General features: G+C 63.2%; 22 protein-coding genes. 9 read left to right on the top strand and 13 right to left on the bottom strand.

Annotated elements, in window-relative coordinates; translation table 11 throughout:
- Positions 1-44 precede the first annotated feature (44 nt).
- Positions 45-815, top strand: coding sequence for a sulfite exporter TauE/SafE family protein (locus JQ597_RS10475; RefSeq protein WP_212264104.1), 771 nt, complete (start codon positions 45-47; stop codon positions 813-815).
- Between the two features lie 144 nt (positions 816-959).
- Here the strand turns inward: JQ597_RS10475 and JQ597_RS10480 are convergent, their stop codons facing one another.
- Both JQ597_RS10480 and JQ597_RS10485 read right to left on the bottom strand, forming a co-directional pair.
- Positions 960-1,628, bottom strand: a complete 669-nt coding sequence (locus tag JQ597_RS10480; RefSeq protein WP_212264105.1) for a Dph6-related ATP pyrophosphatase — start codon at positions 1,626-1,628, stop codon at positions 960-962.
- Positions 1,628-3,046, bottom strand: a complete 1,419-nt coding sequence (locus tag JQ597_RS10485; RefSeq protein ID WP_212264106.1) for a flavin monoamine oxidase family protein — start codon at positions 3,044-3,046, stop codon at positions 1,628-1,630. The genes JQ597_RS10480 and JQ597_RS10485 overlap by 1 nt, the downstream gene beginning before the upstream one ends.
- Before the next feature lie 185 nt (positions 3,047-3,231).
- Here JQ597_RS10485 and JQ597_RS10490 point away from each other — a divergent pair, with 185 nt between their 5' ends.
- Positions 3,232-4,227: a YiiX/YebB-like N1pC/P60 family cysteine hydrolase gene (locus JQ597_RS10490; protein ID WP_212264107.1), complete on the top strand. Its 996-nt coding sequence runs from the start codon at positions 3,232-3,234 to the stop codon at positions 4,225-4,227.
- Positions 4,228-4,230: 3 nt separating this feature from the next.
- Here JQ597_RS10490 and JQ597_RS10495 read toward each other — a convergent pair whose 3' ends face one another.
- Positions 4,231-6,375 carry a TonB-dependent receptor gene (locus JQ597_RS10495; RefSeq protein ID WP_212264222.1) on the bottom strand — a complete coding sequence of 715 codons (2,145 nt, stop codon included), beginning with the start codon at positions 6,373-6,375 and terminating at the stop codon, positions 4,231-4,233.
- A 186-nt stretch (positions 6,376-6,561) separates the two neighbouring features.
- On the opposite strand from JQ597_RS10495, the gene nikR reads away from it, so the two are divergent.
- Positions 6,562-7,005, top strand: coding sequence for a nickel-responsive transcriptional regulator NikR (gene nikR, locus JQ597_RS10500; protein ID WP_212264108.1), 444 nt, complete (start codon positions 6,562-6,564; stop codon positions 7,003-7,005).
- Positions 7,006-7,043: 38 nt separating this feature from the next.
- Here nikR and JQ597_RS10505 read toward each other — a convergent pair whose 3' ends face one another.
- Both JQ597_RS10505 and JQ597_RS10510 read right to left on the bottom strand, forming a co-directional pair.
- On the bottom strand, positions 7,044-7,988 hold the full coding sequence (locus JQ597_RS10505; RefSeq protein WP_212264109.1) for a hydroxymethylglutaryl-CoA lyase: 945 nt from the start codon (positions 7,986-7,988) through the stop codon (positions 7,044-7,046).
- A 7-nt stretch (positions 7,989-7,995) separates the two neighbouring features.
- Positions 7,996-9,165 carry a CaiB/BaiF CoA transferase family protein gene (locus JQ597_RS10510; protein WP_212264110.1) on the bottom strand — a complete coding sequence of 390 codons (1,170 nt, stop codon included), beginning with the start codon at positions 9,163-9,165 and terminating at the stop codon, positions 7,996-7,998.
- A 232-nt stretch (positions 9,166-9,397) separates the two neighbouring features.
- Between JQ597_RS10510 and JQ597_RS10515 the strand changes: the two genes are divergently transcribed.
- Positions 9,398-10,150 (top strand): sulfate transporter family protein, encoded by a 753-nt coding sequence (locus JQ597_RS10515; RefSeq protein ID WP_212264111.1) that lies wholly within the window; start codon positions 9,398-9,400, stop codon positions 10,148-10,150.
- Between the two features lie 154 nt (positions 10,151-10,304).
- On the opposite strand, the gene nth is transcribed toward JQ597_RS10515, so the two are convergent.
- Positions 10,305-11,105, bottom strand: coding sequence for an endonuclease III (gene nth, locus JQ597_RS10520; protein WP_212264112.1), 801 nt, complete (start codon positions 11,103-11,105; stop codon positions 10,305-10,307).
- A 22-nt stretch (positions 11,106-11,127) separates the two neighbouring features.
- On the opposite strand from nth, the gene JQ597_RS10525 reads away from it, so the two are divergent.
- The 4 genes from JQ597_RS10525 (at position 11,128) to JQ597_RS10540 (ending at position 14,930) form a co-directional block, all read left to right on the top strand.
- Positions 11,128-11,655, top strand: coding sequence for a DUF2244 domain-containing protein (locus tag JQ597_RS10525; protein ID WP_212264113.1), 528 nt, complete (start codon positions 11,128-11,130; stop codon positions 11,653-11,655).
- Positions 11,656-11,761: 106 nt separating this feature from the next.
- Entirely contained in the window at positions 11,762-12,658 is an 897-nt protein-coding gene (locus JQ597_RS10530; RefSeq protein ID WP_212264223.1) for a methylated-DNA--[protein]-cysteine S-methyltransferase, read from the top strand.
- 233 nt (positions 12,659-12,891) lie between these two features.
- Entirely contained in the window at positions 12,892-14,424 is a 1,533-nt protein-coding gene (gene gpmI, locus JQ597_RS10535) for a 2,3-bisphosphoglycerate-independent phosphoglycerate mutase (RefSeq protein WP_212264114.1), read from the top strand.
- Between the two features lie 44 nt (positions 14,425-14,468).
- Positions 14,469-14,930: a GNAT family N-acetyltransferase gene (locus JQ597_RS10540; RefSeq protein WP_212264115.1), complete on the top strand. Its 462-nt coding sequence runs from the start codon at positions 14,469-14,471 to the stop codon at positions 14,928-14,930.
- A gap of 47 nt (positions 14,931-14,977) precedes the next feature.
- Here the strand turns inward: JQ597_RS10540 and dapB are convergent, their stop codons facing one another.
- From dapB to dnaK, 7 genes are all read right to left on the bottom strand, one after another.
- Positions 14,978-15,793, bottom strand: coding sequence for a 4-hydroxy-tetrahydrodipicolinate reductase (dapB, locus tag JQ597_RS10545; RefSeq protein WP_212264116.1), 816 nt, complete (start codon positions 15,791-15,793; stop codon positions 14,978-14,980).
- Positions 15,794-15,936: 143 nt separating this feature from the next.
- On the bottom strand, positions 15,937-16,239 hold the full coding sequence (locus tag JQ597_RS10550) for a DUF1330 domain-containing protein (RefSeq protein ID WP_212264117.1): 303 nt from the start codon (positions 16,237-16,239) through the stop codon (positions 15,937-15,939).
- Between the two features lie 31 nt (positions 16,240-16,270).
- Entirely contained in the window at positions 16,271-16,981 is a 711-nt protein-coding gene (gene pyrF, locus JQ597_RS10555) for an orotidine-5'-phosphate decarboxylase (RefSeq protein ID WP_212264118.1), read from the bottom strand.
- Positions 16,982-16,987: 6 nt separating this feature from the next.
- Positions 16,988-17,566, bottom strand: a complete 579-nt coding sequence (locus JQ597_RS10560; protein ID WP_212264119.1) for an NADPH-dependent FMN reductase — start codon at positions 17,564-17,566, stop codon at positions 16,988-16,990.
- A gap of 139 nt (positions 17,567-17,705) precedes the next feature.
- Positions 17,706-18,308: a class I SAM-dependent methyltransferase gene (locus tag JQ597_RS10565; RefSeq protein WP_212264120.1), complete on the bottom strand. Its 603-nt coding sequence runs from the start codon at positions 18,306-18,308 to the stop codon at positions 17,706-17,708.
- Positions 18,309-18,399: 91 nt separating this feature from the next.
- Complete coding sequence (gene dnaJ / locus JQ597_RS10570; RefSeq protein ID WP_192736167.1) at positions 18,400-19,539, bottom strand: molecular chaperone DnaJ; 1,140 nt, start codon at positions 19,537-19,539, stop codon at positions 18,400-18,402.
- Positions 19,540-19,679: 140 nt separating this feature from the next.
- The gene (dnaK, locus tag JQ597_RS10575; RefSeq protein WP_212031956.1) at positions 19,680-21,581 is read right to left on the bottom strand and encodes a molecular chaperone DnaK; all 1,902 of its coding nucleotides are present in this window, start codon (positions 21,579-21,581) and stop codon (positions 19,680-19,682) included.
- Positions 21,582-22,137: 556 nt separating this feature from the next.
- Between dnaK and JQ597_RS10580 the strand changes: the two genes are divergently transcribed.
- A complete protein-coding gene (locus JQ597_RS10580; RefSeq protein ID WP_212264121.1) occupies positions 22,138-23,073 on the top strand; it encodes a hypothetical protein in 936 nt (311 codons plus the stop codon).
- Positions 23,074-23,083 lie beyond the last annotated feature (10 nt).

Here is a 23,083-nt window from a genome sequence, read left to right on the forward strand (position 1 = left end):
GCGGTTCGGACATCACGCCCAAAAATACGTTCTAGAAACAGAACATGAGCCTCGAAGGCCTCATCCCCGCCAGCGTCAGCCTCGCCGCCGCAATCGCGATCTGCGCGATTGCTTTCGTGTCCGGCTTGGCGCGCGGGTTTTCCGGTTTCGGCTCGGCGCTCATCTTCATGCCGCTGGCGAGCAGCATGGCGGCGCCACAGCTGGTAGCGGCGCTGCTGCTGATCATCGATTTCATCGCGGCTGCACCATTGGTTCCGAACGCATGGAAACAAGCCGACCGCAGGGCGACCGCGGTGATGGTGTTCGGCGCCCTGATCGGCGTTCCCATTGGAACCTATTTCCTGAGCCGGCTCGAGCCGGTCACCACACGCTGGATCATTTCCGCCTTCGTGTTTGCGCTGCTCTTGCTGCTGCTCTCTGGCTGGCGCTACCGGGGCAAGGACCACGCCGCGATTTCCGTCGGTATAGGCGGCGTATCCGGCTTTTGCAGCGGGCTGGCGCAGACCGGCGGGCCGCCGATCGTCGGCTATTGGCTCGGCCGGCCGATCGCCTCCAGCATCGCACGGGCGAACATCCTGCTGTTCTTCGGCGCCTCGGATTTCTTCTCGGTCGTCAGCTACAGCCTGACCGGGTTGATCACGATGGATGCGATCAAATTCTCGCTGGTGGTCGGGCCCGTCTACGGCATCGGCGTCTGGCTCGGCGCCTCCTTGTTCGGCCGCGCCAGCGAGGCATTGTTCCGCGCTATCTGCTACGCGCTGATCGCGATGGCCGTGATCGCCGGCCTGCCGGCGCTGGATGGCGTGCTGCGGTAGTTGCAGCGCGATTCAATATGCATCGTCGTCCCGGCGAAGGCCGGGACCCATACGCCGCGGCCGCAGTTTGGCGGAAGGTATCTGCTACTTTTGCTTTATCGTGAGATCACGCGGTATGGGTCCCGGCCTTCGCCGGGACGACATTTATTTCAGCACCAGATCGCAATAGGCGTAGCCATCGCGATCGACGCGCTCGCCAATGCTGACGGAAAGTCGATGTGAAAACATCGGCCCCGCCACCACGCAGGTGTGAAACTCGCCGTTCTCGCCGCAGGGATCGACGCTATCAGGCAAGTCCGCCAACAGCTGCGCATCGAATTTGCGGCCCGCGAATTCCGCCGAAAGCTTCTTTATGTCGACGGTCGCAAGATAGGCTTCCAGACCACCTTGCATCATCGCGCGCGCCAGTTCGGGCGTTGGCCGGTCCCAGAGTGGAAAGATTGGCGCGATCCCGGTGCCGGCGAGTTTCGCTTCGCGATAGGCGCGGATGTCCCGCAAGTACAAATCGCCGAAAATCATGTGCGTGACGCCGTCAGCCACGGCTTGCGCGACCGCCTCGCCCATGCGGGCCTCATAGATCTCGTTCGGGCAAGGATAGGGGATCGGCACGATCCGTTGCGACAGGCCCGCGGCTTCGCATTGCGCCTGCAGGATCTCCTGCCGCACGCCATGGATCGAAACGCGGCCAAAGGTCTCCGTCACGGTGGTCAAGGCGCCGACCACATCGAATTCGCCCGCGCGCCGCACTTCGTGCAGCGCAAAGGCGCTGTCCTTGCCGCTCGACCACGAGATCAGCGCCTTCGGTCGCGTCATCAGTTGAACTGCGAGGATGGCATTGCCGCCTTCGGCTGCGGTGCGCGTTGCCGCTGCTTCGGTGGCGGCGCTGCGGGTTCGGGATCTTTCAACGCGCCGATCCTGCGCAACGCCGCTTCGGCGGCGCGCTCGCCGCTTTCCCAGGCACCGTCGATCGTGCCCCACAGCGTCTCATGCGTGGCTTCGCCGGCAAGATACATGCAGCCGAACGGCTCGGCCAGAACCTTTCGCGACGCCTGCGCGCCCGGCCCGGCCGCGGACATCGCACCGAGCGCGAACGGCGCGGCGTTCCAGCGCGTCGCGCTCGATTTCTTCACCGCCGCGGCAACCTCGCTGCCGTACAGCTTGGTCAACCACTCCACCGCAAACGCGATCATGGCCTTTTCGCCCTGCGCGGAGAGATCGCGGCCGAACGAGCCGGCGACGTCGATCGAACACAGCGATGACGACCCCATATTGGCGTACAGCAAGGCTGTGCGCGTCGAATTGCTCTGCTCGATGATGATGTCGTCGCGGGCGAGCCCGAGCGGATTGCCCGGCATTTGCAGCGCGATGCGGTCAAAGCTGCCGAGGCTCAGTTTGGCGGCGGCATCCAGCGTGCGCTTGGGAATGTCGGGCGTGAATTTGATGTTGCCCGCCGCCAGCACGTTGCTCGAAACCGTCACCACGGCGGCACGCGCGACAATCTTGCCGGACGGCGTTTCCACCGCAACGTCGCGGCTGCCCCAGGAAATCCGGTTCGCCGGCGTCGACAGTGCCAACGGCACCTGCTCGCCGAGCTTCGTGATCAGCGTCCCCAGCCCCTGACGGCAGGCGATCGCGATGTTGCGATCCTGCGCGCGGACCTTGTCGACAACAGAGATATCCTTCAGGTCCTTGCCGGCGAAATTGGCGCCGAGCACGAATTCGGCGGTGCCCGCCCAATCGCCGAGATCCTTCGGCAACGCCGAGGCGCAGGAGACGTCGAACCGGCGCGAGGCCTCGTCGATGGCGCGGTTGGCGCGCACCAGAGCTGCAAGAAACTCCTCGGTCTCGCCGGCGCGGGCGTTGCGGCGGCCGATGCGGATTTTCTGGCCCGACGGCGCGGTGACGATCTCGAGCCCGGCGGATCGCGCGAGCTTGATCATCGGGTTGGTTTCGGGATTGTGCATCCAGCGCGCGCCGCGATCGAACGGCACCTCGAAGGTGGTGGTATCGGTCTGGCAGCGGCCGCCGACCTGGCTTGCCGCTTCCACCACGATCACCTTGCGGTTCGCCGCCATGATCCGCCGCGCCGCAGCAATACCGGCGGCGCCGGCGCCGATCACGACAATGTCAGCCTCGCGTGGCAGGGGCGCGGCCCCTGCCCGCCCACCGAAAACCGGCATCACCGCTAGGCCAGCGGACGCCGAGAGGAAATCGCGGCGAGTCATTGTCATGTCATGGTTTCCGGGGCCTTGAAGCAAAGAGAACAGCTAGCGAACTCTGCCGCATCTCACCGTGCGCAGCAACACTCATGGTAAATCAATCATGATTGACCCGCTTCACGCATGAACTAAATTGAAACGGCTTGCGACCATGCTAATGGAACATAAAAGCGGTCAAAGAACCGCGGGGGGATTTCATGGGCGTAATGCTCGATACGATCGGCCAGTTGATTGCGGGCTACCTGCAGAAGGAAGTCCCGGGCTATGAACCGTTCACGCCCAGTGATCCCGAGCATCTGCGCGGCGTCATCGAGCCCGGCGACGTGCTGCTGGTCGAAGGCAACAACCGCATTTCCGGTATCATCAAATACCTCACGCAATCGACCTGGTCGCATGCCGCGCTCTATGTCGGCCCGATCGACGGCGCGACGGAACCGGACGGCGAGCCGCATGTCCTGATCGAAGCCAATATCGGCGAAGGCGTGACCTCGGCGCCGCTGTCGAAATATTATCCCTATCACACCCGCCTCTGCCGACCCGTCGGACTGTCCTATGAGGACCGCGTCACGGTGTGCCGTTACGCCATCAACCGGATCGGCTTCGGCTACGACACCAAGAACATCGTCGACCTGGCGCGATATCTGTTCCCGCTGCCGGTGCCGCAGCGCTGGCGGCGGCGCTTGATCGCGTTCGGTTCAGGCGATCCCACCAAGATCATCTGCTCGGCCCTGATCGCGCAGGCGTTCGACGCCGTGCGTTATCCGATCCTGCCCAAGATCACGCGCGCCGCCTCGCGAAAGGCCCGGCGCGAGATTCTCCACATTCGCGATTCGTCGCTCTATATGCCGCGCGATTTCGATATCTCGCCCTATTTCGAAGTCGTCAAACCCACCATCGTGCACGGCTTCGACTATCTGGCCCTGCATTGGGCCGACAAGCAGAAGCCGCTCCAGGAGGTAGCGGGCGAATTCGGTGTGTTTCCAGAAGTCGAGTCGCCGTCGCTTGTTCCTGAGGAGGCTAACGAAGAGGCGCCGGTTCCGGTTTCGGCTGAAGAAATGAGCGACGTCACCGTGCAAACGACCATGGTCGAACGCGTGACCGTGTCGGAGCATTTCCTCGCCGTCGAATATGTCCCGGTCCGCCCGCCGCAACGCCGCGCCCGTCCGCGCAACAGGGTTATTGAGGCGGCGTAGGTTCTAAAATCTCCCCGCCAGCGTCAGCCGCACCGCGAGCGGCTCCGCCGGATGCACATGGCGATCGGCAACACCGTCGATCGGCTCGCCCGGCAACCGCGACAGATAATAATACTCGATCTGGTTGCTCTTCGCGTTGAAGAGATTGAGCACGTCGAGCTGCAGGCGCAGTCCATTGTCGAACCGATAACCGGCGCGCGCATTGAAGATCAGCGATGACAGCGAACGCACGCTGTCGTCCTCGATCAGCGGACGCGGGCCGAAATAGCGTCCCTTCAGCGCGCCGAACCAGCCGGTTTCATTGCCGAAGGTGATCGCACCACTCGCAATCCAGGCCGGCGCACCGGGGATGCGATCGCCCGCGACATCGAAATCGGTAAAGCGGGTGCTTGTATACGCAACATCCAGATCGAACGTCAGCCACGGCACCGGTCTGTACTTGTTGGTCCACTCCACGCCAACCCGGCGGCTCGGCCGGCTGGCCTCGGTGGTGCCGGCATCGCCGACGAACAGCAGTTCGGAATCGAAGTCGAGCACAAAGACCGCGACCGAGCTTGTGAGTCCATCGATCGCCCTGGTGCGGACGCCAAGTTCGGCGCCTTTCGACCGCACCAACAGCGGCACGCGATCCTGCGGCGTTACCTTGTCGATCGGATCGACCGTGATCGTCGCGCCACGGATGTCGTTGCTGTGCAGCCCGTAGCCGGCATTTCCATAAAACTCCGTCTTGTACCAGGGTCCAAGCACGATGCCGGCCTTCGGGCTCGCAATCGAAGCCTGCGCATTGCCGGAGTTTTCAGGCGTGTCGCTCAGAACGCTGCCGGCAAAGACATCCTCGCGAATGCCGACAGTGGTACGCAACCAGTCTGTCCAGCGTGTGGTGCTGTCCATCCAGACGCCGACATTGCCTTCCCTTACGCGGTCCTCGCGCACGGTCGAAAGCCAGCCTCGCTGCTGCGTCTTGAACAGGCCGACATGGATATCGTCATGACGGCTTTGCAGGCCGATGCGTGTTTGTGTTTCAAGTCCGCCGAGGCGCCAATCGAAGGCGTGCCGTGCATCGAAGCCGCCGAGGGTACGGCTGTCGAGCTGGTTGAACTGGTCGCCATTGACGGGGTCGTCGAGGAAATAGGTGAAATTGTTGTAGAGCTGCAAGTTGGATCGGACGACATAGGCGTTGATCTTGCTCTGCCCGTATTCGCTCGAATGCGTAAAATTGCCGGACAGGCTGAAGCGGCTGGCCACGCCGCCGTCGGTCGGATCGAGCGTACCGAAGCGGCCGATCACGCCCTGGTCGATGGCGCGCTGCGCAACCTGGTCGGTCGAATTCCAGGCGTTGGAATAGGCCATGCCCGTCAGCGTCAATCCGTCGGTCGCGGTACCCTGGCTGTAGCGCATGACGCCGTTGATCTTGCGCACATCGTCCGGCACGTCCCATGGACCGTTGTACTTCACGCCTTCGATGGCAGAGAGCAGCGTACCCGCGCCGAGCGCGACTGAACCGGCGGCCACCCCGCGCCGATACCCGTAGCTGCCAATGGTGAGCTCGGCCAGGTTTTTCGGCAGCCTGGTGAGGTAGTCGATTTCGACGGAACCGGCGGAGCTGAAGTCGCCGACATCTGCGAAGTACGGACCCTTGTGGACATTCAGCGTCTGGATCAGCTCAGGGATCAGAAAGTTGATATCGGCGTAGCCCTGTCCGTGGCCATGCGTCGGCATGTTGACGGGCATGCCGTCGACCTTGATGGACAGATCAGTCCCGTGGTCGAGGTTGAAGCCGCGCAAAAAATACTGGTTGGCTTTGCCCTCTCCGGAATGCTGGGTGACAATCAGCCCGGGCACGGCCTCCAGCGCCTCGCCGGGCCGCAGAAACGGAACGGCATTCACTTCCGCGCCGCTGATGCGCACGGCGCTGGCGGCGGTGGGCTGCAAGGCAGCAGCGCCATCGGGTGAAGCACCAGTCGTCACGCCGCTGGTGCCCGCGGTAACTGGCTGATTCGAGCGAATGGCGGTCCTGTTCGGCGCACCACGATTTTGCGATGGTTTCGACCGAGCGGCCCGCTTGGGCGTTGGGTCGGAAGCGGTGATGGTTACCGGCGGAAGCTGGCCAGGCTGAGACGCCCGCTCTTGCGCCTCGGCGGGGAGCATCACGACGGCAGAAGAAGCCGTAGCGGAAAATATCCGCAACAAGACTCTACGCACCCGCCGTGACCCCGCATGATAACTGCTACAGTCCGAGAGCGACTGCGCTACACAACCCGGCCCCTCACGCTAGCAAGCCCGGTATGACGATACAATATAAATGTCATACCGCCGAAAGCACGGAATCTCAAGATGCAACGGATCACCATCACGATCGAAGACGATTTGCTCGCCGAGATCGACGCCGCAGCTGAGGCGCGCGGCTACCAGAACCGCTCCGAGATCATCCGCGATCTCGCCCGCGCCGGTTTGCAGCAAAGCGCCGAGGACGCCGCGCCGTCAGGGCAATGCGTCGCCGCGCTGGTCTATGTCTACGACCATGCCGCGCGCGATCTGTCGAAGCGGCTGGTGCAGAATTTCCACGGCCATCACGATCTGTCACTGGCGACGCTGCACGTCCATCTCGACGACGACAGCTGCATGGAGGTCACGGCGCTGAAGGGTTCAAGCGGCGAGGTCCGGCATTTCGCCGACCACATCATCGCCGAGCGCGGCGTGCGCTACGGCCGCGTGGTGATGATCCCGACCACGGCAGCGGACAAGAAGCCGCGCAAGGGTGGGCATAAACACGGATGAAGGGTCACCTCTCCCCGCAAGAGCGGGGCGAGGGAGAATCACGCCGCCTTCGCCGTCCCGCACGGCAGTCCGGCACGCGCCATGCCGCCATAGAGTTGCTCGTCCGGCATTTCCGATTTCAGGATTGATCGCACCGCGACCAGTTTTTCGATATCGATGCCGGTCGGAAAGCCCTTGCTCTCGCACAGGAACACGAGGTCCTCGAACACGACATTGCCGGTCGCGCCCGGCGCGAACGGGCAGCCGCCGAGACCGCCCAGCGATCCATCCAGCACGCGCGCGCCGGCGTCGAGCGCGGCCGAAGCGTTCGCGATGCCCATGCCGCGGGTGTCGTGCAGATGAATGCAGACCGGCTTTGGTCCCGCGATCTTCACCACGGCCGCCGTCAATTCCCCGACCTGCTTCGGCCCGGCATAGCCGACGGTGTCAGCGACCGCGACCATGTCGACACCGGCCTCGAACAGCTTTTCCGCGATCCTGATCACTTCCTTCGGATCGACTGCGCCGACGATCGAACAGCCAAGCGCCATCGAGATCGCGGCGTTCACGACAGGCTTGTGGGCGGTTGCGTCACGGAGCTCGCAGAGCCGCCTGACGTTGGCGATAGCGGATTCGCGAGAGCGGTTGGCATTGGCCTGGCTGTGCTCTTCGGTCGCCGAGACCACGGTGGCCACTTCAGCCACCCCTGATTCCAGCGCCTCGTTGACGCCGCGCTCGTTCAGCGTCAGCGCGATGCCATAGGCGCCCGGCAGCGACGCAATGGTCGCGATGATGTCGCGCACATCGGTGAATTGCGGAAAGGTTTTCGCGGGCAAGAACGAGCCGACCTCGAAATGCCGTACGCCGGCGGCGTACTCGTCGCGGATCCAGCGCTGCTTGGCGGCGGTGGACGGAAACTTCTTCACCAGCTGCAACCCGTCGCGCAAACCGACTTCGCGCAGAATGATCTTGTTGTCGGGATAGACGTCCTGAAGACGGGTCATGGCAGCCTCACGCAGCGTTGTCGGTTGAAGAGAGCTTGTTCTTGTTGAGTTCGGCTCTGACTGCCTCGGTATCGGCGCCGAGATCAGGCACATGCAAGCCTTCGCCGATATTGCCGCCGTTCCATTCCACCGGCAATGCGGGAACGCGGAACGGCGCGCCATCGGCGTTGAAATTGTTGACGAGCCCGCCGGGGCGCAGCACATGCGGGTCCTGCAATAGATCCTCCGGGCGATTGATCGGCGAGAAGCAGATGTTGAGCGCGTCGAGCCTGGCCGAAAGCTCGGTGACGTTCCGGCCTTTGATCACCTCGGCGACGCGCGGTATGATCCGGTCCCGCGCCATGATCCGCTCCGTGGTGTTGCGCAAGGTCGGATCGTCCAAAAATTCCTGCAAGCCGAACTCGCGGCAGAAACTCAGCCAGTGACCTTCGGTGACGACGCCGATGAAAATGCGGCCGCCACCGGCGGTGTCGAAGATGTCATAGATCGGCCAGGCATGTTCGCGCTCCGGCATCGAACGCGGCTTGCGGCCGGTCATTTCATATTCGACCATGTGCTGCGCGACGAGAAACAGGCAGTTCTCGAACAGCCCGATCCTGATATCGGCGCCATCCTTGTTGCCGCCGCGCTTCTGGTAGAGCGCGGCTAAAATCGCGATCACGCCGAACATGCCGCCCATGATGTCGTTGGCGGAAGAACCAACGCGCTGCGGCTTGTCGCGCGTCCCGGTCATCGCGGCGAGGCCCGACATCATCTGCACGACCTCGTCGAGCGCCGGACGGTGCTCGTAGGGGCCGGAGAGAAATCCCTTGTGGCCGGCGACGATCAGGTGTGGATGCTTGCGGCGCAAATCCTCGGTGCCGAGCCCCTGCTTGTCGAGCTGGCCGTCGCGAAAATTTTCCAGAAACACGTCGGCGCTGGCGAGCAGCCGGTCCATGGTCTCGCGATCCTCAGCCTTGGAGAGGTCGAGCACGACGCTGCGCTTGCCGCGGTTGAATAGCGGGAAGAACGAGACCCCCATGCCGCCGAGGCTGCGGGTCTTGTCGCCGACGGGTGGTTCGACCTTGATCACCTCGGCGCCGAGCTGCGCCAGGATCATGCCGCAGGTCGGACCCATCACCATATGGGTCATCTCGACGACCCTCACGCCCTCGAGCGGCAGTCCCGTCCCGATCATGGTTTCTCCCTTGCGCCGTCTGTCGTCGGCCAGACTAGGCCTTCAGGACTTGCCGGGAAAACATAATCTGCCTGATGGTGCCGTCACGGCTGCATGACGCAAATGCATGGGCGGGATCGTCACCGGCGATCCCTGCCCAGGTCTTCTGCCCAGGCCTTCTGCCCAGGTCTTGCCGAAGCCCGATTGCATCTCTACCTCTCGCGAGGGTTTTTAGCGAGAAACAGAGGCCATCATGCTGGACGCCGCCGTCAAGGCGCTTTCCCAAATCCTGGCGCCGCCGATGCGCACCATTCTGTGGCGTTCGATCGGGCTGGCGCTTGTCCTGATCACGGTGCTGGCGGTCGGACTGCAGCGGCTGCTCAGCTGGTTCGCCGAATATGGCGAGGTCTGGGCGGAAGGGCTGCTGGGACCTGGCTTTCACACGCCGCTGAACATCCTGGCCTGGATCGTCTCGATCGCGGCCGGGCTTGGCGTCGTACTCGGCGGCATCTTCCTGATGCCGGCGATCACCTCGCTGGTCGCCAGCGTGTTCGTTGACGACGTCGCCGACCATGTCGAGCGCGAGCATTATCCGGCAGAGAAGCCCGGCTCCGCGCTGCCGCTTGGCGTCGCGATCCCCGAGGGCATCAAGACGGCGCTGCTGACCATCCTGGTCTATCTGATCGCGCTGCCGTTCGTGCTGTTCGCGGGCGCCGGTTTTCTGATTTTCTTCTTCGCCACCGCCTGGCTGCTGGGCCGGGAATATTTCGAGCTCGCGGCGATGCGTTTCCGCTCGCCCGCGGAAGCCAAGGCGATGCGCAAGGACAATGCGGCGACCGTGTTCACGGCGGGACTGTTCATCGCCGCCTTTGTCTCGATCCCGATCGTCAACCTGGCGACGCCGCTGTTCGGCATGGCCTTCATGGTCCATATGCACAAGCGATTGAGCGGCCCCCGGCCGGAGTTGATCGAGCCGTCGCGGCGAACGGGAATGCCGGTGGTGTGAGTATCTTCTCCCTCGCCCCGCTCTTGCGGGGAGAGGGTTGGGGTGAGGGCCTCTCTCCGAGCAAAGATTGCCGAAGGACCTGTACCCCCTCACCCGGATCGCAAGTGCGATCCGACCTCTCCCCGCAAGCGGGGCGAGGTAAGAACCACAAACCTCACACCGTCTTCTCCGGCCAGCGGCAGAGATCGTTGATCACGCATACATCGCAGCGCGGCTTGCGGGCGAGGCAGATGTAGCGGCCGTGCAGGATCAGCCAGTGGTGGGCGTGCAGCATGAACTCGGACGGAATCACTTTTTCCAGCCCGAGCTCGACCTCGAGCACGTTATTGCCGGGCGCCATTCCGGTGCGATTGCCGACACGGAACACGTGGGTATCGACAGCCATGGTGTGCTCGCCGAAGGCCATGTTGAGCACGACATTGGCGGTCTTGCGGCCGGCGCCGGGCAGCGTTTCCATCTCGGCGCGGGTGCGCGGCACCTCACTGCCGAACTCCGCAATCAGTTTCTGCGACAGCGCGATGACGTTCTTGGCCTTGTTGCGATAAAGCCCGATGGTCTTGATGTAGTCGCGCACGGTGTCTTCGCCGAGCGCCAGCATCTTCTCGGGCGTATCCGCCACCGCGAACAGTGCGCGTGTCGCGCGGTTGACGCCGGCGTCGGTCGCCTGCGCCGACAGCACCACGGCGACCAGCAGCGTGTAGGGGTTGAGATGTTCGAGCTCGCCCTTCGGCTCCGGATTGGCTTTCCGAAAGCGGCTGAACGCCTCATGGACCTCGGCTGAGGTCCAGGGTTTTGGCTTTGGTGATCGCTTCGCCACGGGCTTGGCGGACGCTTTGGCCGGCTTCCTGGCCGTGGCCTTTTTGGCTGTTTTCCTTGCGGTTTTACTTACGGTTTTACTTGGCACGGGTGGAACGCTTGGTTTTTTGTCAGCTTTAGCGCGGATGATTTTGGCCATGATCCGGGTATACTGACCAGCGATGACCGCAAGCAACGACTTTGATCGGGAGGTTGACCAGCCGAAGCTGTTTTCGGCTCGGCTGACGCCGCATCGTTCGCTCAACCGCACCGGCTTCCTGGTGCTGATGGCATTCCTCTGCGCGGTCAGCTTCGTGGCTGGCGTCGCGTTTCTGTTGATGGGCGCCTGGCCGGTGTTCGGATTCTTCGGGCTCGACGTGCTCGTGATCTACTGGGCGTTCCGGGTCAATTTCCGCACCGCCAATGCGTCGGAGGAAATCACGGTGACGCCGTCGGAGCTGCGGGTGCGCCGGGTCAGCCACCGCGGCCATGTGGTGGAGTGGGTGCTCAATCCGCTCTGGGTGCGGCTTGACCAGACCGGCGACCCCGAATTCGGCATCGAGCGGCTTTATCTGGTCTCGCGCGGCCGCCGCGTCTCGGTTGGCCATTTTTTGGGCCCCGACGAAAAAGCGAGCTTTGCCAAAGCCTTACTTGCCGCGCTGCAATCGGCCAAACGCGGCATCACGTATAATCCTATAACGCAGCCTTGACGCGTTTTCTTCACGCGAACCGGTGCCCACTTCGCTTGAAAACGCTATGTAATCCCTATCGGAAATCGGGTGGTTTGGACGTCGGATGAGCCCTAAATCTGATCCCATGATGATATCAGCCATACATGACCAGCGCCTGGCCAAGCCGGGCCTCCAGAACGCCGCGCTGCGCGACTACGACTCCGTGCGCCGCGCCATCGCCTTCATCTCGGAACACTGGCGCGCGCAGCCGACCATCGAAGCGATGGCAGATGCCGCCTCGGTGACGCCAGATGAATTACACCTTCTGTTCCGCCGCTGGGCCGGGCTGACGCCAAAGGACTTCATGCAGGCGCTGACGCTCGATCACGCCAAGGGCCTGTTGCGCGACTCGGCCAGCGTGCTCGACGCCGCCCTCGACTCGGGCCTGTCGGGTCCGGGCCGGCTGCACGATCTGTTCGTGACGCATGAAGCGATGTCGCCGGGCGAATGGAAGAACGGCGGCGCCGGCATGACGCTGCGCTACGGTTTCCATCCCTCGCCGTTCGGCACTGCCATCGTGATCGCCAGCGGCCGCCGCCTTGCGGGGCTTGCCTTCGCCGATCCCGGCGAGGAGCCGGCATCTTTCGCCGACATGAAGCGGCGCTGGCCCAACGCTACCTATGTCGAGGATCGCGACGGCACGGCCGGTCTCGCGCAGCGCATCTTCGACACCAGGATGTGGCGGCCGGACCAGCCGCTGCGCGTGGTCGTGATCGGTACTGATTTCGAGGTGCGCGTTTGGGAAACCTTGCTGAAGATCCCGATGGGCCGCGCGGTCAGCTATTCCGACATCGCCAACAAGATCAAGAATCCAAAAGCCTCTCGCGCGGTTGGTGCTGCGGTCGGCCGCAACCCGGTGTCGTTCGTAGTGCCCTGCCATCGCGCACTCGGCAAAGGCGGCGCGCTCACCGGCTATCACTGGGGCATCACCCGCAAGCAGGCGATGCTGGGCTGGGAAGCCGGCCAGGTGGGGCTGCATTGAGATCGTTGTTCGTAGTTCGTAGGATGGGTTGAGCCCTTGCGAAACCCATCACGTTTGTCGCGCAATTGATGGGTTTCGCGAAGAGCTCAACCCATCCTACGGCCTCCCATTACCCATAGCTGATATGCCAACCTCGCAGAGCACCCGGCCGGAACACTGACGGCGCGCCTCGATTGACGATCGCGTATCGATCCCTCACAACCACGCCGGGGTAATCAGCGAAAGGCCCGTCGATGCAGAAACGCCGCCCGGTGATGCTAGCGATCTTGGATGGTTGGGGTTGGCGGGAGGATCCGGCCGACAATGCTGTTCGTCAGGCCAAAACCCCGAACTTCGACCGCCTGTGGAACGCGGGTCCGCGCACCTTCCTGCGGACGTCGGGACGGGACGTCGGGCTGCCCGATGGGCAGATGGGCAATTCCGAAGTCGGGCACCTGAACATCGGCGCGGGCCGCGTGGTGATGCAGGACCTGCCGCGGATCAACGACGCGATTGCATCAGGCGAAATCAAGTCCGCGACGGCGCTCGGCGCCTTGGTCCAGGCGTTGAAGCAGAGCGGCGGCACCTGTCATCTGATCGGACTGGTGTCGCCGGGCGGCGTCCATTCGCATCAGGATCACGTCGCCGCACTGGCCGCGATCCTCGCTGAGCACGGCGTGCCGGCGGTCGTACACGCACTCACGGACGGACGCGATACGCCGCCGCGATCGGGAGCCGATGATTTGAAGCGGCTGGCCGCCGCGCTGCCGCCACAGGTTCCGATCGCAACCGTTGTCGGGCGATATTATGCGATGGACCGCGACAAACGCTGGGAACGCGTTGGCAAAGCCTATGACGCCATCGTCGAGGGCGAAGGTCCGCATTTTGCCGACGCACAATCGGCAATAACAGATGCCTATGCGCACGATGTTACCGACGAGTTCGTCGTACCGTCGGTGATCGGCAATTACGCCGGCATCAGGGATGGCGACGGCGTGCTGAGCTTCAATTTTCGCGCCGATCGCGTCCGCGAGATTCTTGGTGCGATGCTCGATCCGTCGTTTGACGGCTTCAAACGCAGACGCAGCGTCCGGTTCGCTGCCGCCGTTGGAATGACGCAATACAGCTCTGATCTGGACCGGCTGATGCAGACGATATTTCCGCCGCAGGCGTTTCCAAGCATCCTGGGCGAAGTCACATCAGCGGCAAACCGGACGCAATTGCGGATGGCCGAAACGGAGAAGTATCCCCACGTCACCTATTTTCTCAACGGTGGACGGGAAGAACCTTTTCCCGGCGAAGACCGCATCATGGTGCCTTCGCCCAAGGTCGCGACCTATGACCTGCAGCCGGAGATGTCGGCCGCCGAACTGACGGCGAAAGCCGTGGAGGCGATCGACGGAGGCAAGTACGATCTAATCGTGCTGAACTACGCCAATCCGGACATGGTAGGCCACTCGGGAAACCTGACGGCCGCGATCAAGGCGGTCGAAACCGTCGATACCGCGCTCGGGAAAATCTCGGAGGCGATCGAGCGATCCGGCGGCGCGCTGCTGGTGACCGCCGATCACGGCAACTGCGAAATGATGCGCGACCCTGTCACCGGCGGTCCGCATACGGCTCACACGACGAACCCGGTGCCCCTGCTGCTGCAGGGCGGCGGCGGCGTGACCTTGGCGGAGGGCCGGCTGGCGGACATCGCGCCCACACTGCTCGACCTGATGCAGTTGCCGAAACCGGCTGACATGACCGGCATGACGTTGCTGCGCCCGAACAAGCAAGGCTAGGGCGTGCAATCGCTTATGCGACCCTTGGCGAGCGGAGACGACCGATGGAATGCACGATCCGGCCGGCGCGTGAGGATGACGCCGACGAAATAAGCGCGGTCATTATCCGTGCACTGCGCGAAACCAATGCGAAGGACTATGCAGAAGAGATCATCGAGAGGATCGAGCACAGCTTTAGTCCGAGCGCCGTGCTGGAGTTGATCGGCAAGCGCACCGTCTTTGTTGCCGCGATTGATAGTCGTGTCGTTGGAACGGCAAGCCTCGATGGAAACGTGGTCCGCACCGTCTTCGTGTCCCCTGACGTTCAGGCCCGCGGTATCGGCAAGCTGCTGATGGCCGAGGTCGAGCGCACGGCACGCGAGAGAAACATCCCGACGTTGGCGGTGCCTTCTTCAATCAGCGCCGAAACGTTCTACGGGCAGCTCGGGTTCAGGGCCGTGCGCGACAGCTACTACGGTGAAGAGCGCACGATCATCATGGAGCGGTCATTGCAGGACCGTCCGTAGGTCCGGTCAGCTAATTCAAGTACGCATTCGGGCACGTTGTCGAAGCTTCAGAAGTCCCCGAGGCCGAGCACATCGGCCATCGAATACAGGCCGGGCGTCTTGCCCTGCGCCCACAACGCCGCCTTGACCGCGCCTTGCGCAAACATGGTGCGGTCCTCGGCGCGGTGGGTCAGCTCGATGCGCTCCATCGCACCGGCGAAGATCACGCTGTGTTCGCCGGTGACGGTGCCGCCGCGCAGCGCCGCAAAACCGATATCGCCGGCCTTGCGCGCGCCGGTAATGCCGTCGCGTCCGCGCGCCGAATGCAGATGCAGGTCGACGCCGCGGCCCGCGGCGGCGGCCTCACCCAGCATCAGGGCGGTGCCCGACGGTGCATCGACCTTGGCCTTATGGTGCATCTCCAGGATCTCGATATCGAAATCGGTATCGAGCGATTGCGCGACGCGTTTCACGAGGGCAGCCAGCAGATTGACGCCGAGGCTCATATTGCCTGATTGCACGACGATGGCGCGGGACGTCACGCTCTTGATCACGGCCATGTCGGAGCTCGACAGCCCGGTGGTTCCGACCACGTGCACCAGCTTCCGTTCGGCGGCGATCGCCACATTGGCGATGGTGGCGGCGGGAACCGTGAAATCGAGAATGCCGTCGGCGTTCGCCGTGAGCGCCCAGAGATCGGCAGAGAGTTTGACGCCATTTTCGGGCAGGCCGGCGAGTATGCCGGAATCCTTGCCCAGCAGTTCCGAACCCGGCGCTTCGAGCGCACCGGCAAGAACCGCCCCCGACGTCTCCGAGATGACGCGCACCAGCGCGCGGCCCATCCGGCCGCCGGCTCCAGCTACGATCAAACGCATGTCGGCCATGGCTTCACCTCTTCACGGGTATAGCGGGGGCGGGCCGCTACGGCAACTTCCCGTCATTGCGAGTGCAGCGAAGCAATCCATCCCGCGGCATAACGGATAGATGGATTGCTTCGTCGCTATGCTCCTCGCAATGACGGAAACCCTCAAGGTTGCGGGCCGTCATAGCCTTCGATCACGATCAGCTCGGCAATCGAGTGCGGCTGCCGAACTTTGATGTTGGCCTGGTATTCCGGTGAGTTATAGCAGGCCATCGCGGCGTCGTAGCTGTCGAACTCGATCACCACGTTGCGCGAGCGGCTTTGGCCCTCGACGCCGGTGAACTTGCCGCCGCGGACGACGTAGCGCCCGCCGAACTTCTTGAAGATCGCGAGATTGGCCGCCGCATAGGGCTTGTAGCCCTCGTCATTGCTGACGTCGACGCGACCGATCCAGTATCCCTTGGCCATCTTGCTCTCCCGTTTCTTGTCCTGCTGTTGACTACGCCAGTGCCTGCGCGATTTCGCTTTGAATGGCATCCGCGGCGGCTTTGGGGTCGGCGGCCTCGGTGACCGGCCGTCCCACCACCAGATAATCCGCGCCGGCGGCGATGGCGCGCGCCGGTGTCATGATGCGCTTCTGGTCGCCGGTCGCAGAGCCCGCCGGCCGGATGCCCGGCGTCACCAGGTTCATCTGGTGGCCGACGATCTTGCGCAAACTCGCCGCCTCTTCCGGCGAGCTCACCAGCCCGTCGACGCCGAGCACCTGCGCCTGCTGGGCGCGCGCCTCGACCAGATCGGAGACGTTGAGGCGATAGCCGGCGGCATGCAGATCGCCGTCGTCATAGGAGGTCAGCACGGTGACGGCGAGGATTTTCAGGCTTGAGCCCGCGCGCGCTTCGACGGCGGCTTTCATGGTCTGCGGATAGGCGTGCACGGTAAGAAAAGTGGCGCCGAGTTTTGCGATGCTCTCGACACCGCGTGCAACGGTGTTGCCGATATCGTGCAGCTTGAGATCGACGAACACCTTTTTGCCCGCGCCGGATAATTGACGGACCAGCGGCAAGCCGCCGGCATAGGCCAGCTGATAGCCGATCTTGTAGAACGTCACGCTGTCGCCGAGCCGCGCCACCATCGCTTCAGCCTCGACGACGCCGGGCAGATCGAGCGCCACAATCAACCGGTCTTTCGGAGCGATACTGGCAGGCTGCATGTCACCTCACATCATGCGTTGGGAATGGTCGATCAGCTGCCGCACCAGCGCCTGCAGCGCCTCGACATCGGCAGAATGTTTCAGACGGTCCATCTCGTCATAGGCCTGGTCCGCGAACGACAATGCGAGCTGGTTCGGAACCACGCTGGCGTGACAGGCCGACAGAATGAGGCGCAGCGCCGCCAGCGCGCGCGCGCCGCCGAACCGCCCGCCGGAGGCCGACGCGATCGCAAACACGGCGCCGCGAAACACTTGGCCGCGGGTTTCATGCGGGTCCTGCACCCGGCTGACCCAGTCGATGGTGTTTTTGACCAGCGCCGGCACCGACGAATTATATTCCGGCGTCACGATCAGGACGCCATGATGGGCGCCGATCATGCGCTTCAGATTGACCGCGTGCTTCGGCACGCCGGATTTCGCCTGCAGGTCGCCGTCATAGATCGGCAGCGGAAAATCCGACAGCGAGATGCGGGTGACTTCGGCGCCGGATAGCGCCAGCTCATGGCTGGCGGCGGCCGCCAGCCTCGCATTGAGCGAGCCTGATCGAAGCGATCCCGGAATCACGAGGATTTTCAGCGCGGACATATTTTATAAATCGCGGTTCGGGCCAAACCCGCCGCGCGAATGCCGCAGCGAGCATTTTCTCCGAAAATGCTCTTAACTAATATTCTGCGCGTATTCTATGCGCAAAACCGGCTTCCACTTTTGCGGAATGCGCGCAGTCTTAGCCCTTGCGATACACCCAGACCCGGGCGGGCGGAAGGTTCATCCAGATCCGCTCGGAAGCTTCTGTGGACACGCCGGGCAGCGATTTCGGGATCGGCGGCGCAACCGAATAGGTGAATTGCACGAAGGGCGCACCAGGTGCCAGCGCCGTAAAGGCGTCGCGGATCAATTTGAGGCGCGTCAGCATCGGCTTTGTGACCAGCGGCAGGCCGGAGACCACGGCCGAGGCCGGCATGTCGAGAACCTTCAACAGCGAGTCGCGAAGTTTGTAGGCGTCGCCCTGCACCACTTTGGCGTGCGGATAACGGTCGCGGAGCAGCGCGCAGAAGCCCGGATTATATTCAACCAGCACGAGACGCTTCTGATCGACGCCATGTTCGATCAGCGCATTGGTGATCGCGCCGGTGCCGGGGCCAAGTTCGACGACCGGTCCTTTCGAATCGACGTCGACATATTGCGCCATGGTGCGCGCGAGCAGCTTGCTGGACGGCATCACCGCGCCCATGTGCAGCGGCTTTTCGATCCATGAACGGAGAAAACGCACCTCGTCGTCAAGACGGAGAGGTTTCTTCAACGCACGCACGGACGATTGCAGAGGCATGTCGCTACCAGGCGGGACCGCGAACGGCGGTTATGTCAGAAAACGGTCATAAAGAGGTATAGGTCGCAGCTCTCATGGTCAAGCAAAAGGCTTACTGCGGGGCAGCGCGGCTACCGAAGAAGTCCTTGACCTTAGTAAAGAAACCCGCCGCCTCCGGCTGGGTTGCACCCGACGACAGCTTTTCGAACTCGGCCAGCAATTCCTGCTGCTTCTTGGTCAGATTTTGCGGCGTTTCGACCATCACCTGTACATACATGTCGCCGGTCTGGCGCGAACGGAGCACCGGCATGCCTTTTGATGCGATGCGGAATCGCCGGCCGGACTGTGTTCCCGACGGCACCTTCACCTTGGTCTTGCCCTTGTCGATGGTCGGCACCTCGAATTCACCGCCAAGGGCGGCCGCCACCATCGAGATCGGGACCCGGCAATGCAGGTCGGCGCCGTCGCGCTGGAAGAATTCGTGGGTCGCCAGCGACAGGAAAATATAGAGATCGCCGGGCGGTCCGCCGCGGACGCCGGCCTCGCCCTCGCCGGCGAGGCGAATGCGGGTGCCGTCTTCGACGCCTTGCGGAATGTTGACCGACAGGGTCCGGTCGCGCGTCACCCGGCCTGAGCCCGCGCAGGAGGGACAGGGGTCTTCGATCATCTGGCCGCGGCCCTGACAGCCCGGACAGGTTCGTTCCAGCGTAAAGAAGCCCTGGGCCTGCCGCACCCTTCCCTGCCCGCCGCACAGCGAACAGGTCTTCGGCTTGGTGCCGGCCTTGGCACCGGTGCCGGAACAGGATTCGCAGGTGACCGAAACCGGAATCTCGATCTGGGCGGTCTTGCCGAGGAAGGCTTCCTCCAGCGTTATTTCCATATTGTAGCGCAGGTCGGCGCCGCGCTCGCGGCCGCCGCCACCGCGCCCGCGTTGTCCGGCCATGCCGAACAGATCCTCGAAAATATCCGAGAACGACGAGGCGAAGCCGGCGCCGAATCCGGGCCCGCCGCCACCCATGCCCTGCTCGAACGCCGCGTGGCCGTAGCGGTCATAGGCGGCGCGCTTGTCGCCGTCTTTCAAGACCTCATAGGCTTCGTTGATTTCCTTGAACTTCACTTCGCTGGAAGCATCGCCCGGATTCTTGTCCGGATGCCATTTCATCGCGAGCTTGCGGAACGCAGCCTTGAGCTTGCCGTCGTCCGCGCTCCGTTCGACTTCCAGGGTTTCGTAATAGCAGCGCTTGGTGGACATCCGTCAGTTCCGTCCGAATTTCGTCTTCATGCCGCAAGGGTGCATTGTTGAGGATGCCGCCTCGCGCTTAACGAAAAATGACCCCCACCCATCGAGACGCCGCGCGCTCTTTGGTGTGAGGGTCATGATCGAAAGCCCGCTTATGCCGACTTCTTGTTGTTCTTGTCGTCGTCGACTTCGGTGAACTCCGCGTCGACGACGTCATCCTTGGCCGCATCCTTCTTGGCGTCGGCTTCGGCCTGCTGCTTGTACATGGCCTCGCCGAGCTTCATCGAAGCCTGCGCCAGCGTGTTGGTCTTGGCCTTGATCGCCTCGGCGTCGTCGCCCTTCAGCGCTTCCTTGAGGTCGCTGACGGCGTCCTCGATGGAACGGCGCTCGCTCTCCTCGACCTTCGAACCGTGTTCGGCCAGCGCCTTCTCGGTGGAATGCACCAGGCTGTCGGCATGGTTCTTGGCGTCGACCGCCTCGCGGCGCTTCTTGTCCTCGGCCGCATTGGCCTCGGCGTCCTTGACCATCTTCTGGATGTCGGCGTCGGACAGGCCGCCGGAGGCCTGAATCCGGATCTGCTGTTCCTTGCCGGTCGCCTTGTCCTTGGCCGAGACGTTGACGATGCCGTTGGCGTCGATGTCGAACGTCACCTCGATCTGCGGCATGCCGCGCGGCGACGGCGGAATGCCCATCAGGTCGAACTGGCCGAGCACCTTGTTGTCGGCCGCCATTTCACGCTCGCCCTGGAAGACGCGGATGGTGACGGCGTTCTGGTTGTCCTCGGCGGTCGAGAACACCTGGCTCTTCTTGGTCGGGATCGTGGTGTTGCGATCGATGATGCGGGTGAACACGCCACCCAGCGTCTCGATGCCGAGCGACAGCGGGGTCACGTCGAGCAGCAGCACGTCCTTGACGTCGCCCTGCAGCACGCCGGCCTGGATCGCCGCACCGATGGCGACGACTTCGTCCGGGTTCACGCCCTTGTGCGGCTCCTTGCCGAACAGCTGCTTCACCACTTCCTGAACCTTCGGCATGCGCGTCATGCCGCCGACCAGCACCACTTCGCCGATCTCGGCGGCGGTGAGGCCCGCATCCTTCAGCGCCTTGCGGCACGGCTCGATGGTCTTCTGGACGAGATCGTCGACCAGCGCCTCGAACTTCGAGCGGGTCAGCTTCATCGTCAGATGCTTCGGACCGGTCTGATCGGCCGTGATGAACGGCAGGTTGATTTCGGTCTGCGTGGTCGAGGACAATTCGATCTTGGCCTTTTCGGCGGCCTCTTTCAGGCGCTGCAAGGCAAGCTTGTCGTTGCGCAGGTTGATGCCCTGCTCCTTCTGGAACTCATCGGCCAGATAGCTGACGAGACGCATGTCGAAGTCTTCACCGCCGAGGAACGTATCGCCGTTGGTGGATTTCACCTCGAACACGCCGTCGCCGATTTCAAGAATCGAGACGTCGAAGGTGCCGCCGCCGAGGTCGTACACCGCAATGGTGCCGGTCTTGGTCTTGTCGAGGCCGTAGGCGAGCGCGGCCGCGGTCGGCTCGTTGATGATGCGCAGCACTTCAAGGCCGGCGATCTTGCCGGCGTCCTTGGTGGCCTGACGTTGCGCGTCGTTGAAATAGGCGGGAACCGTGATGACGGCCTGCTCGACCTTCTGGCCGAGATGGGCTTCCGCGGTCTCTTTCATCTTCTGCAGGATGAAGGCGGAGACCTGCGAGGGCGAATAGGTCTTGCTGTCGGCTTCGACCCAGGCGTCGCCGTTCGATGCCTTGACGATTTTGTAGGGGACGAGCTTCTTGTCCTTCTCGACCATCGGGTCGTCATAGCGGCGGCCGACGAGGCGCTTGACCGCGAAGAAGGTTCGCTCGGGATTGGTCACCGCCTGACGCTTGGCAGGCTGGCCGACGAGGCGCTCGCCATCATCGCTGAAAGCGACGATCGACGGGGTCGTGCGCATGCCCTCTGCGTTCTCGATGACTTTAGCTGTCTTGCCATCCATTACGGCGACGCACGAATTGGTGGTGCCGAGATCGATCCCAATGACCTTTCCCATGGTCCTCATATCCTTCTTTTTGCGGCAGGTTGGCTGGGCCCTGGACGGCGCACCTAACCGAACCCCCAACGATCAATTACTCGCGATATTGCGACGGTGAGCCTCATATAGGAGGGGGGGTCCTGCCCGCAAGGACCGAACGCAACCTTAGGGCCTGAAAATGCTGACGTTTGAAAGATTGTGTCAGCTCAGGGCAGGTCAAGGTTCAGGCCTTCAGCCGTGTTAACAAATCGGCAAGGAGGTGAGCGCGCACTCATCACCACGTCCGAAAATCAGCCCAGTTCATGATCGCCGCCAGCGCGGTATTTGGCCGCTGCGTGGACCTGACCGGCGGTCCGGCAGGCCGCCGAAATTGCCCGAAAACGTTTGGCTAGCCGCCATATCGCGCGAAAATTCCGGTGTTTCGGAACGCGATGAGGGAACAGACGCCGCCCCTGCCCTGTTGCAGGGACATCAAAACCGCTAAAAGCGGGCTGACTAAACCCAGCCCTCGAACCCTTGAGGGCTGCGCTGGCCGACCATTGAACGGCCTCAATGTAAACCCGGTAGACCCTTCATGAAGCCTGTTCGATACCTCGCTGCGGTTGCCCTTACCATCGCCGCGACCTGTGCCGCGTTCGCCGCCGACCCGGTTTTTCCGCCGGGCGCGCGGGTCGGCATGACGCCGCTGGTCGGCCTGGTCAAAGCCAGATCATTCGTCGGCTTCGAGACCGAGGATCAGGGCGTCAAGGTGCTGGTGGCGGACCTGCCCGCCGAGGCCTATGGCGAGGTCGCCAATGCTTTCAAGGCAAATCCGGGCGGCACCGGCGGCATCAAGCCGGAGAGCATCGAGACGGTGGCGGGGCTCGCCTATTACACCGCTGAGAACGCCAAGGACGGCGCCACCAATGTCCGGCGCTACTCGATGATCGTGCCGGGTCCGACCTTCTCCGGCTACGTCGCCGTGCAGGTGCCGGAGAATGCCTCCCGGATCTACACCGACGACGCCATCCGCCAGATGTTCGCTTCCGCCGTGATCCGGAACGAAGTTCCGGTCGATGAGCAGCTCGGCCTGATGCCGTTCAGGATGGCCGAGCTCAGCAATTTCAAGACGGTCCGCACGCTGGCGCCGGGCGCCGCCCTGATCATTGCCGATGGCGACGAGAAAAGCGGTTTTGAAACCGCGCCCTTCATGATCGTCGGCCTGGTCGGATCCGCGCCGGCGCAGCCCGACGACCGCGGACGCTTTGCCCAGCAGATGGCGACGACGATTCCCGGCGTGCGCGACGGGCGGATCACGATGTCGGAGGCGGTCCGCATCGACGGCCAGCCCGGATACGAAACCCGCATCGAAGCCACCAGCGGCAAGGACAATACGCCGGTGACGATCGTGCAATGGTTGCGGTTCGGCGGCCAGAATTCGCTGCGCATCATCGGCAGCTCGCCGCGCGACGGTTGGACCACCGCGTTCACGCGTTTTCGCGCCGTGCGTGACGGAATTCGCCCGCGCTGACGATGCCCGA

Origin of the sequence: Bradyrhizobium sp. AUGA SZCCT0177 (assembly GCF_018130125.1) — a bacterium.
Taxonomy (GTDB): domain Bacteria; phylum Pseudomonadota; class Alphaproteobacteria; order Rhizobiales; family Xanthobacteraceae; genus Bradyrhizobium.

What these genes read in the sequence shown, in the direction of transcription:
- JQ597_RS10475 (WP_212264104.1), top strand. Translation starts at nt 45, where the DNA reads ATGAGCCTCGAAGGCCTCATCCCCGCCAGCGTCAGCCTCGCCGCCGCA.
- JQ597_RS10480 (WP_212264105.1), bottom strand. Translation starts at nt 1,628, where the DNA reads ATGACGCGACCGAAGGCGCTGATCTCGTGGTCGAGCGGCAAGGACAGC.
- JQ597_RS10485 (WP_212264106.1), bottom strand. Translation starts at nt 3,046, where the DNA reads ATGACAATGACTCGCCGCGATTTCCTCTCGGCGTCCGCTGGCCTAGCG.
- JQ597_RS10490 (WP_212264107.1), top strand. Translation starts at nt 3,232, where the DNA reads ATGGGCGTAATGCTCGATACGATCGGCCAGTTGATTGCGGGCTACCTG.
- JQ597_RS10495 (WP_212264222.1), bottom strand. Translation starts at nt 6,375, where the DNA reads ATGCTCCCCGCCGAGGCGCAAGAGCGGGCGTCTCAGCCTGGCCAGCTT.
- nikR (WP_212264108.1), top strand. Translation starts at nt 6,562, where the DNA reads ATGCAACGGATCACCATCACGATCGAAGACGATTTGCTCGCCGAGATC.
- JQ597_RS10505 (WP_212264109.1), bottom strand. Translation starts at nt 7,988, where the DNA reads ATGACCCGTCTTCAGGACGTCTATCCCGACAACAAGATCATTCTGCGC.
- JQ597_RS10510 (WP_212264110.1), bottom strand. Translation starts at nt 9,165, where the DNA reads ATGATCGGGACGGGACTGCCGCTCGAGGGCGTGAGGGTCGTCGAGATG.
- JQ597_RS10515 (WP_212264111.1), top strand. Translation starts at nt 9,398, where the DNA reads ATGCTGGACGCCGCCGTCAAGGCGCTTTCCCAAATCCTGGCGCCGCCG.
- nth (WP_212264112.1), bottom strand. Translation starts at nt 11,105, where the DNA reads ATGGCCAAAATCATCCGCGCTAAAGCTGACAAAAAACCAAGCGTTCCA.
- JQ597_RS10525 (WP_212264113.1), top strand. Translation starts at nt 11,128, where the DNA reads ATGACCGCAAGCAACGACTTTGATCGGGAGGTTGACCAGCCGAAGCTG.
- JQ597_RS10530 (WP_212264223.1), top strand. Translation starts at nt 11,762, where the DNA reads ATGATGATATCAGCCATACATGACCAGCGCCTGGCCAAGCCGGGCCTC.
- gpmI (WP_212264114.1), top strand. Translation starts at nt 12,892, where the DNA reads ATGCAGAAACGCCGCCCGGTGATGCTAGCGATCTTGGATGGTTGGGGT.
- JQ597_RS10540 (WP_212264115.1), top strand. Translation starts at nt 14,469, where the DNA reads ATGGAATGCACGATCCGGCCGGCGCGTGAGGATGACGCCGACGAAATA.
- dapB (WP_212264116.1), bottom strand. Translation starts at nt 15,793, where the DNA reads ATGGCCGACATGCGTTTGATCGTAGCTGGAGCCGGCGGCCGGATGGGC.
- JQ597_RS10550 (WP_212264117.1), bottom strand. Translation starts at nt 16,239, where the DNA reads ATGGCCAAGGGATACTGGATCGGTCGCGTCGACGTCAGCAATGACGAG.
- pyrF (WP_212264118.1), bottom strand. Translation starts at nt 16,981, where the DNA reads ATGCAGCCTGCCAGTATCGCTCCGAAAGACCGGTTGATTGTGGCGCTC.
- JQ597_RS10560 (WP_212264119.1), bottom strand. Translation starts at nt 17,566, where the DNA reads ATGTCCGCGCTGAAAATCCTCGTGATTCCGGGATCGCTTCGATCAGGC.
- JQ597_RS10565 (WP_212264120.1), bottom strand. Translation starts at nt 18,308, where the DNA reads ATGCCTCTGCAATCGTCCGTGCGTGCGTTGAAGAAACCTCTCCGTCTT.
- dnaJ (WP_192736167.1), bottom strand. Translation starts at nt 19,539, where the DNA reads ATGTCCACCAAGCGCTGCTATTACGAAACCCTGGAAGTCGAACGGAGC.
- dnaK (WP_212031956.1), bottom strand. Translation starts at nt 21,581, where the DNA reads ATGGGAAAGGTCATTGGGATCGATCTCGGCACCACCAATTCGTGCGTC.
- JQ597_RS10580 (WP_212264121.1), top strand. Translation starts at nt 22,138, where the DNA reads ATGAAGCCTGTTCGATACCTCGCTGCGGTTGCCCTTACCATCGCCGCG.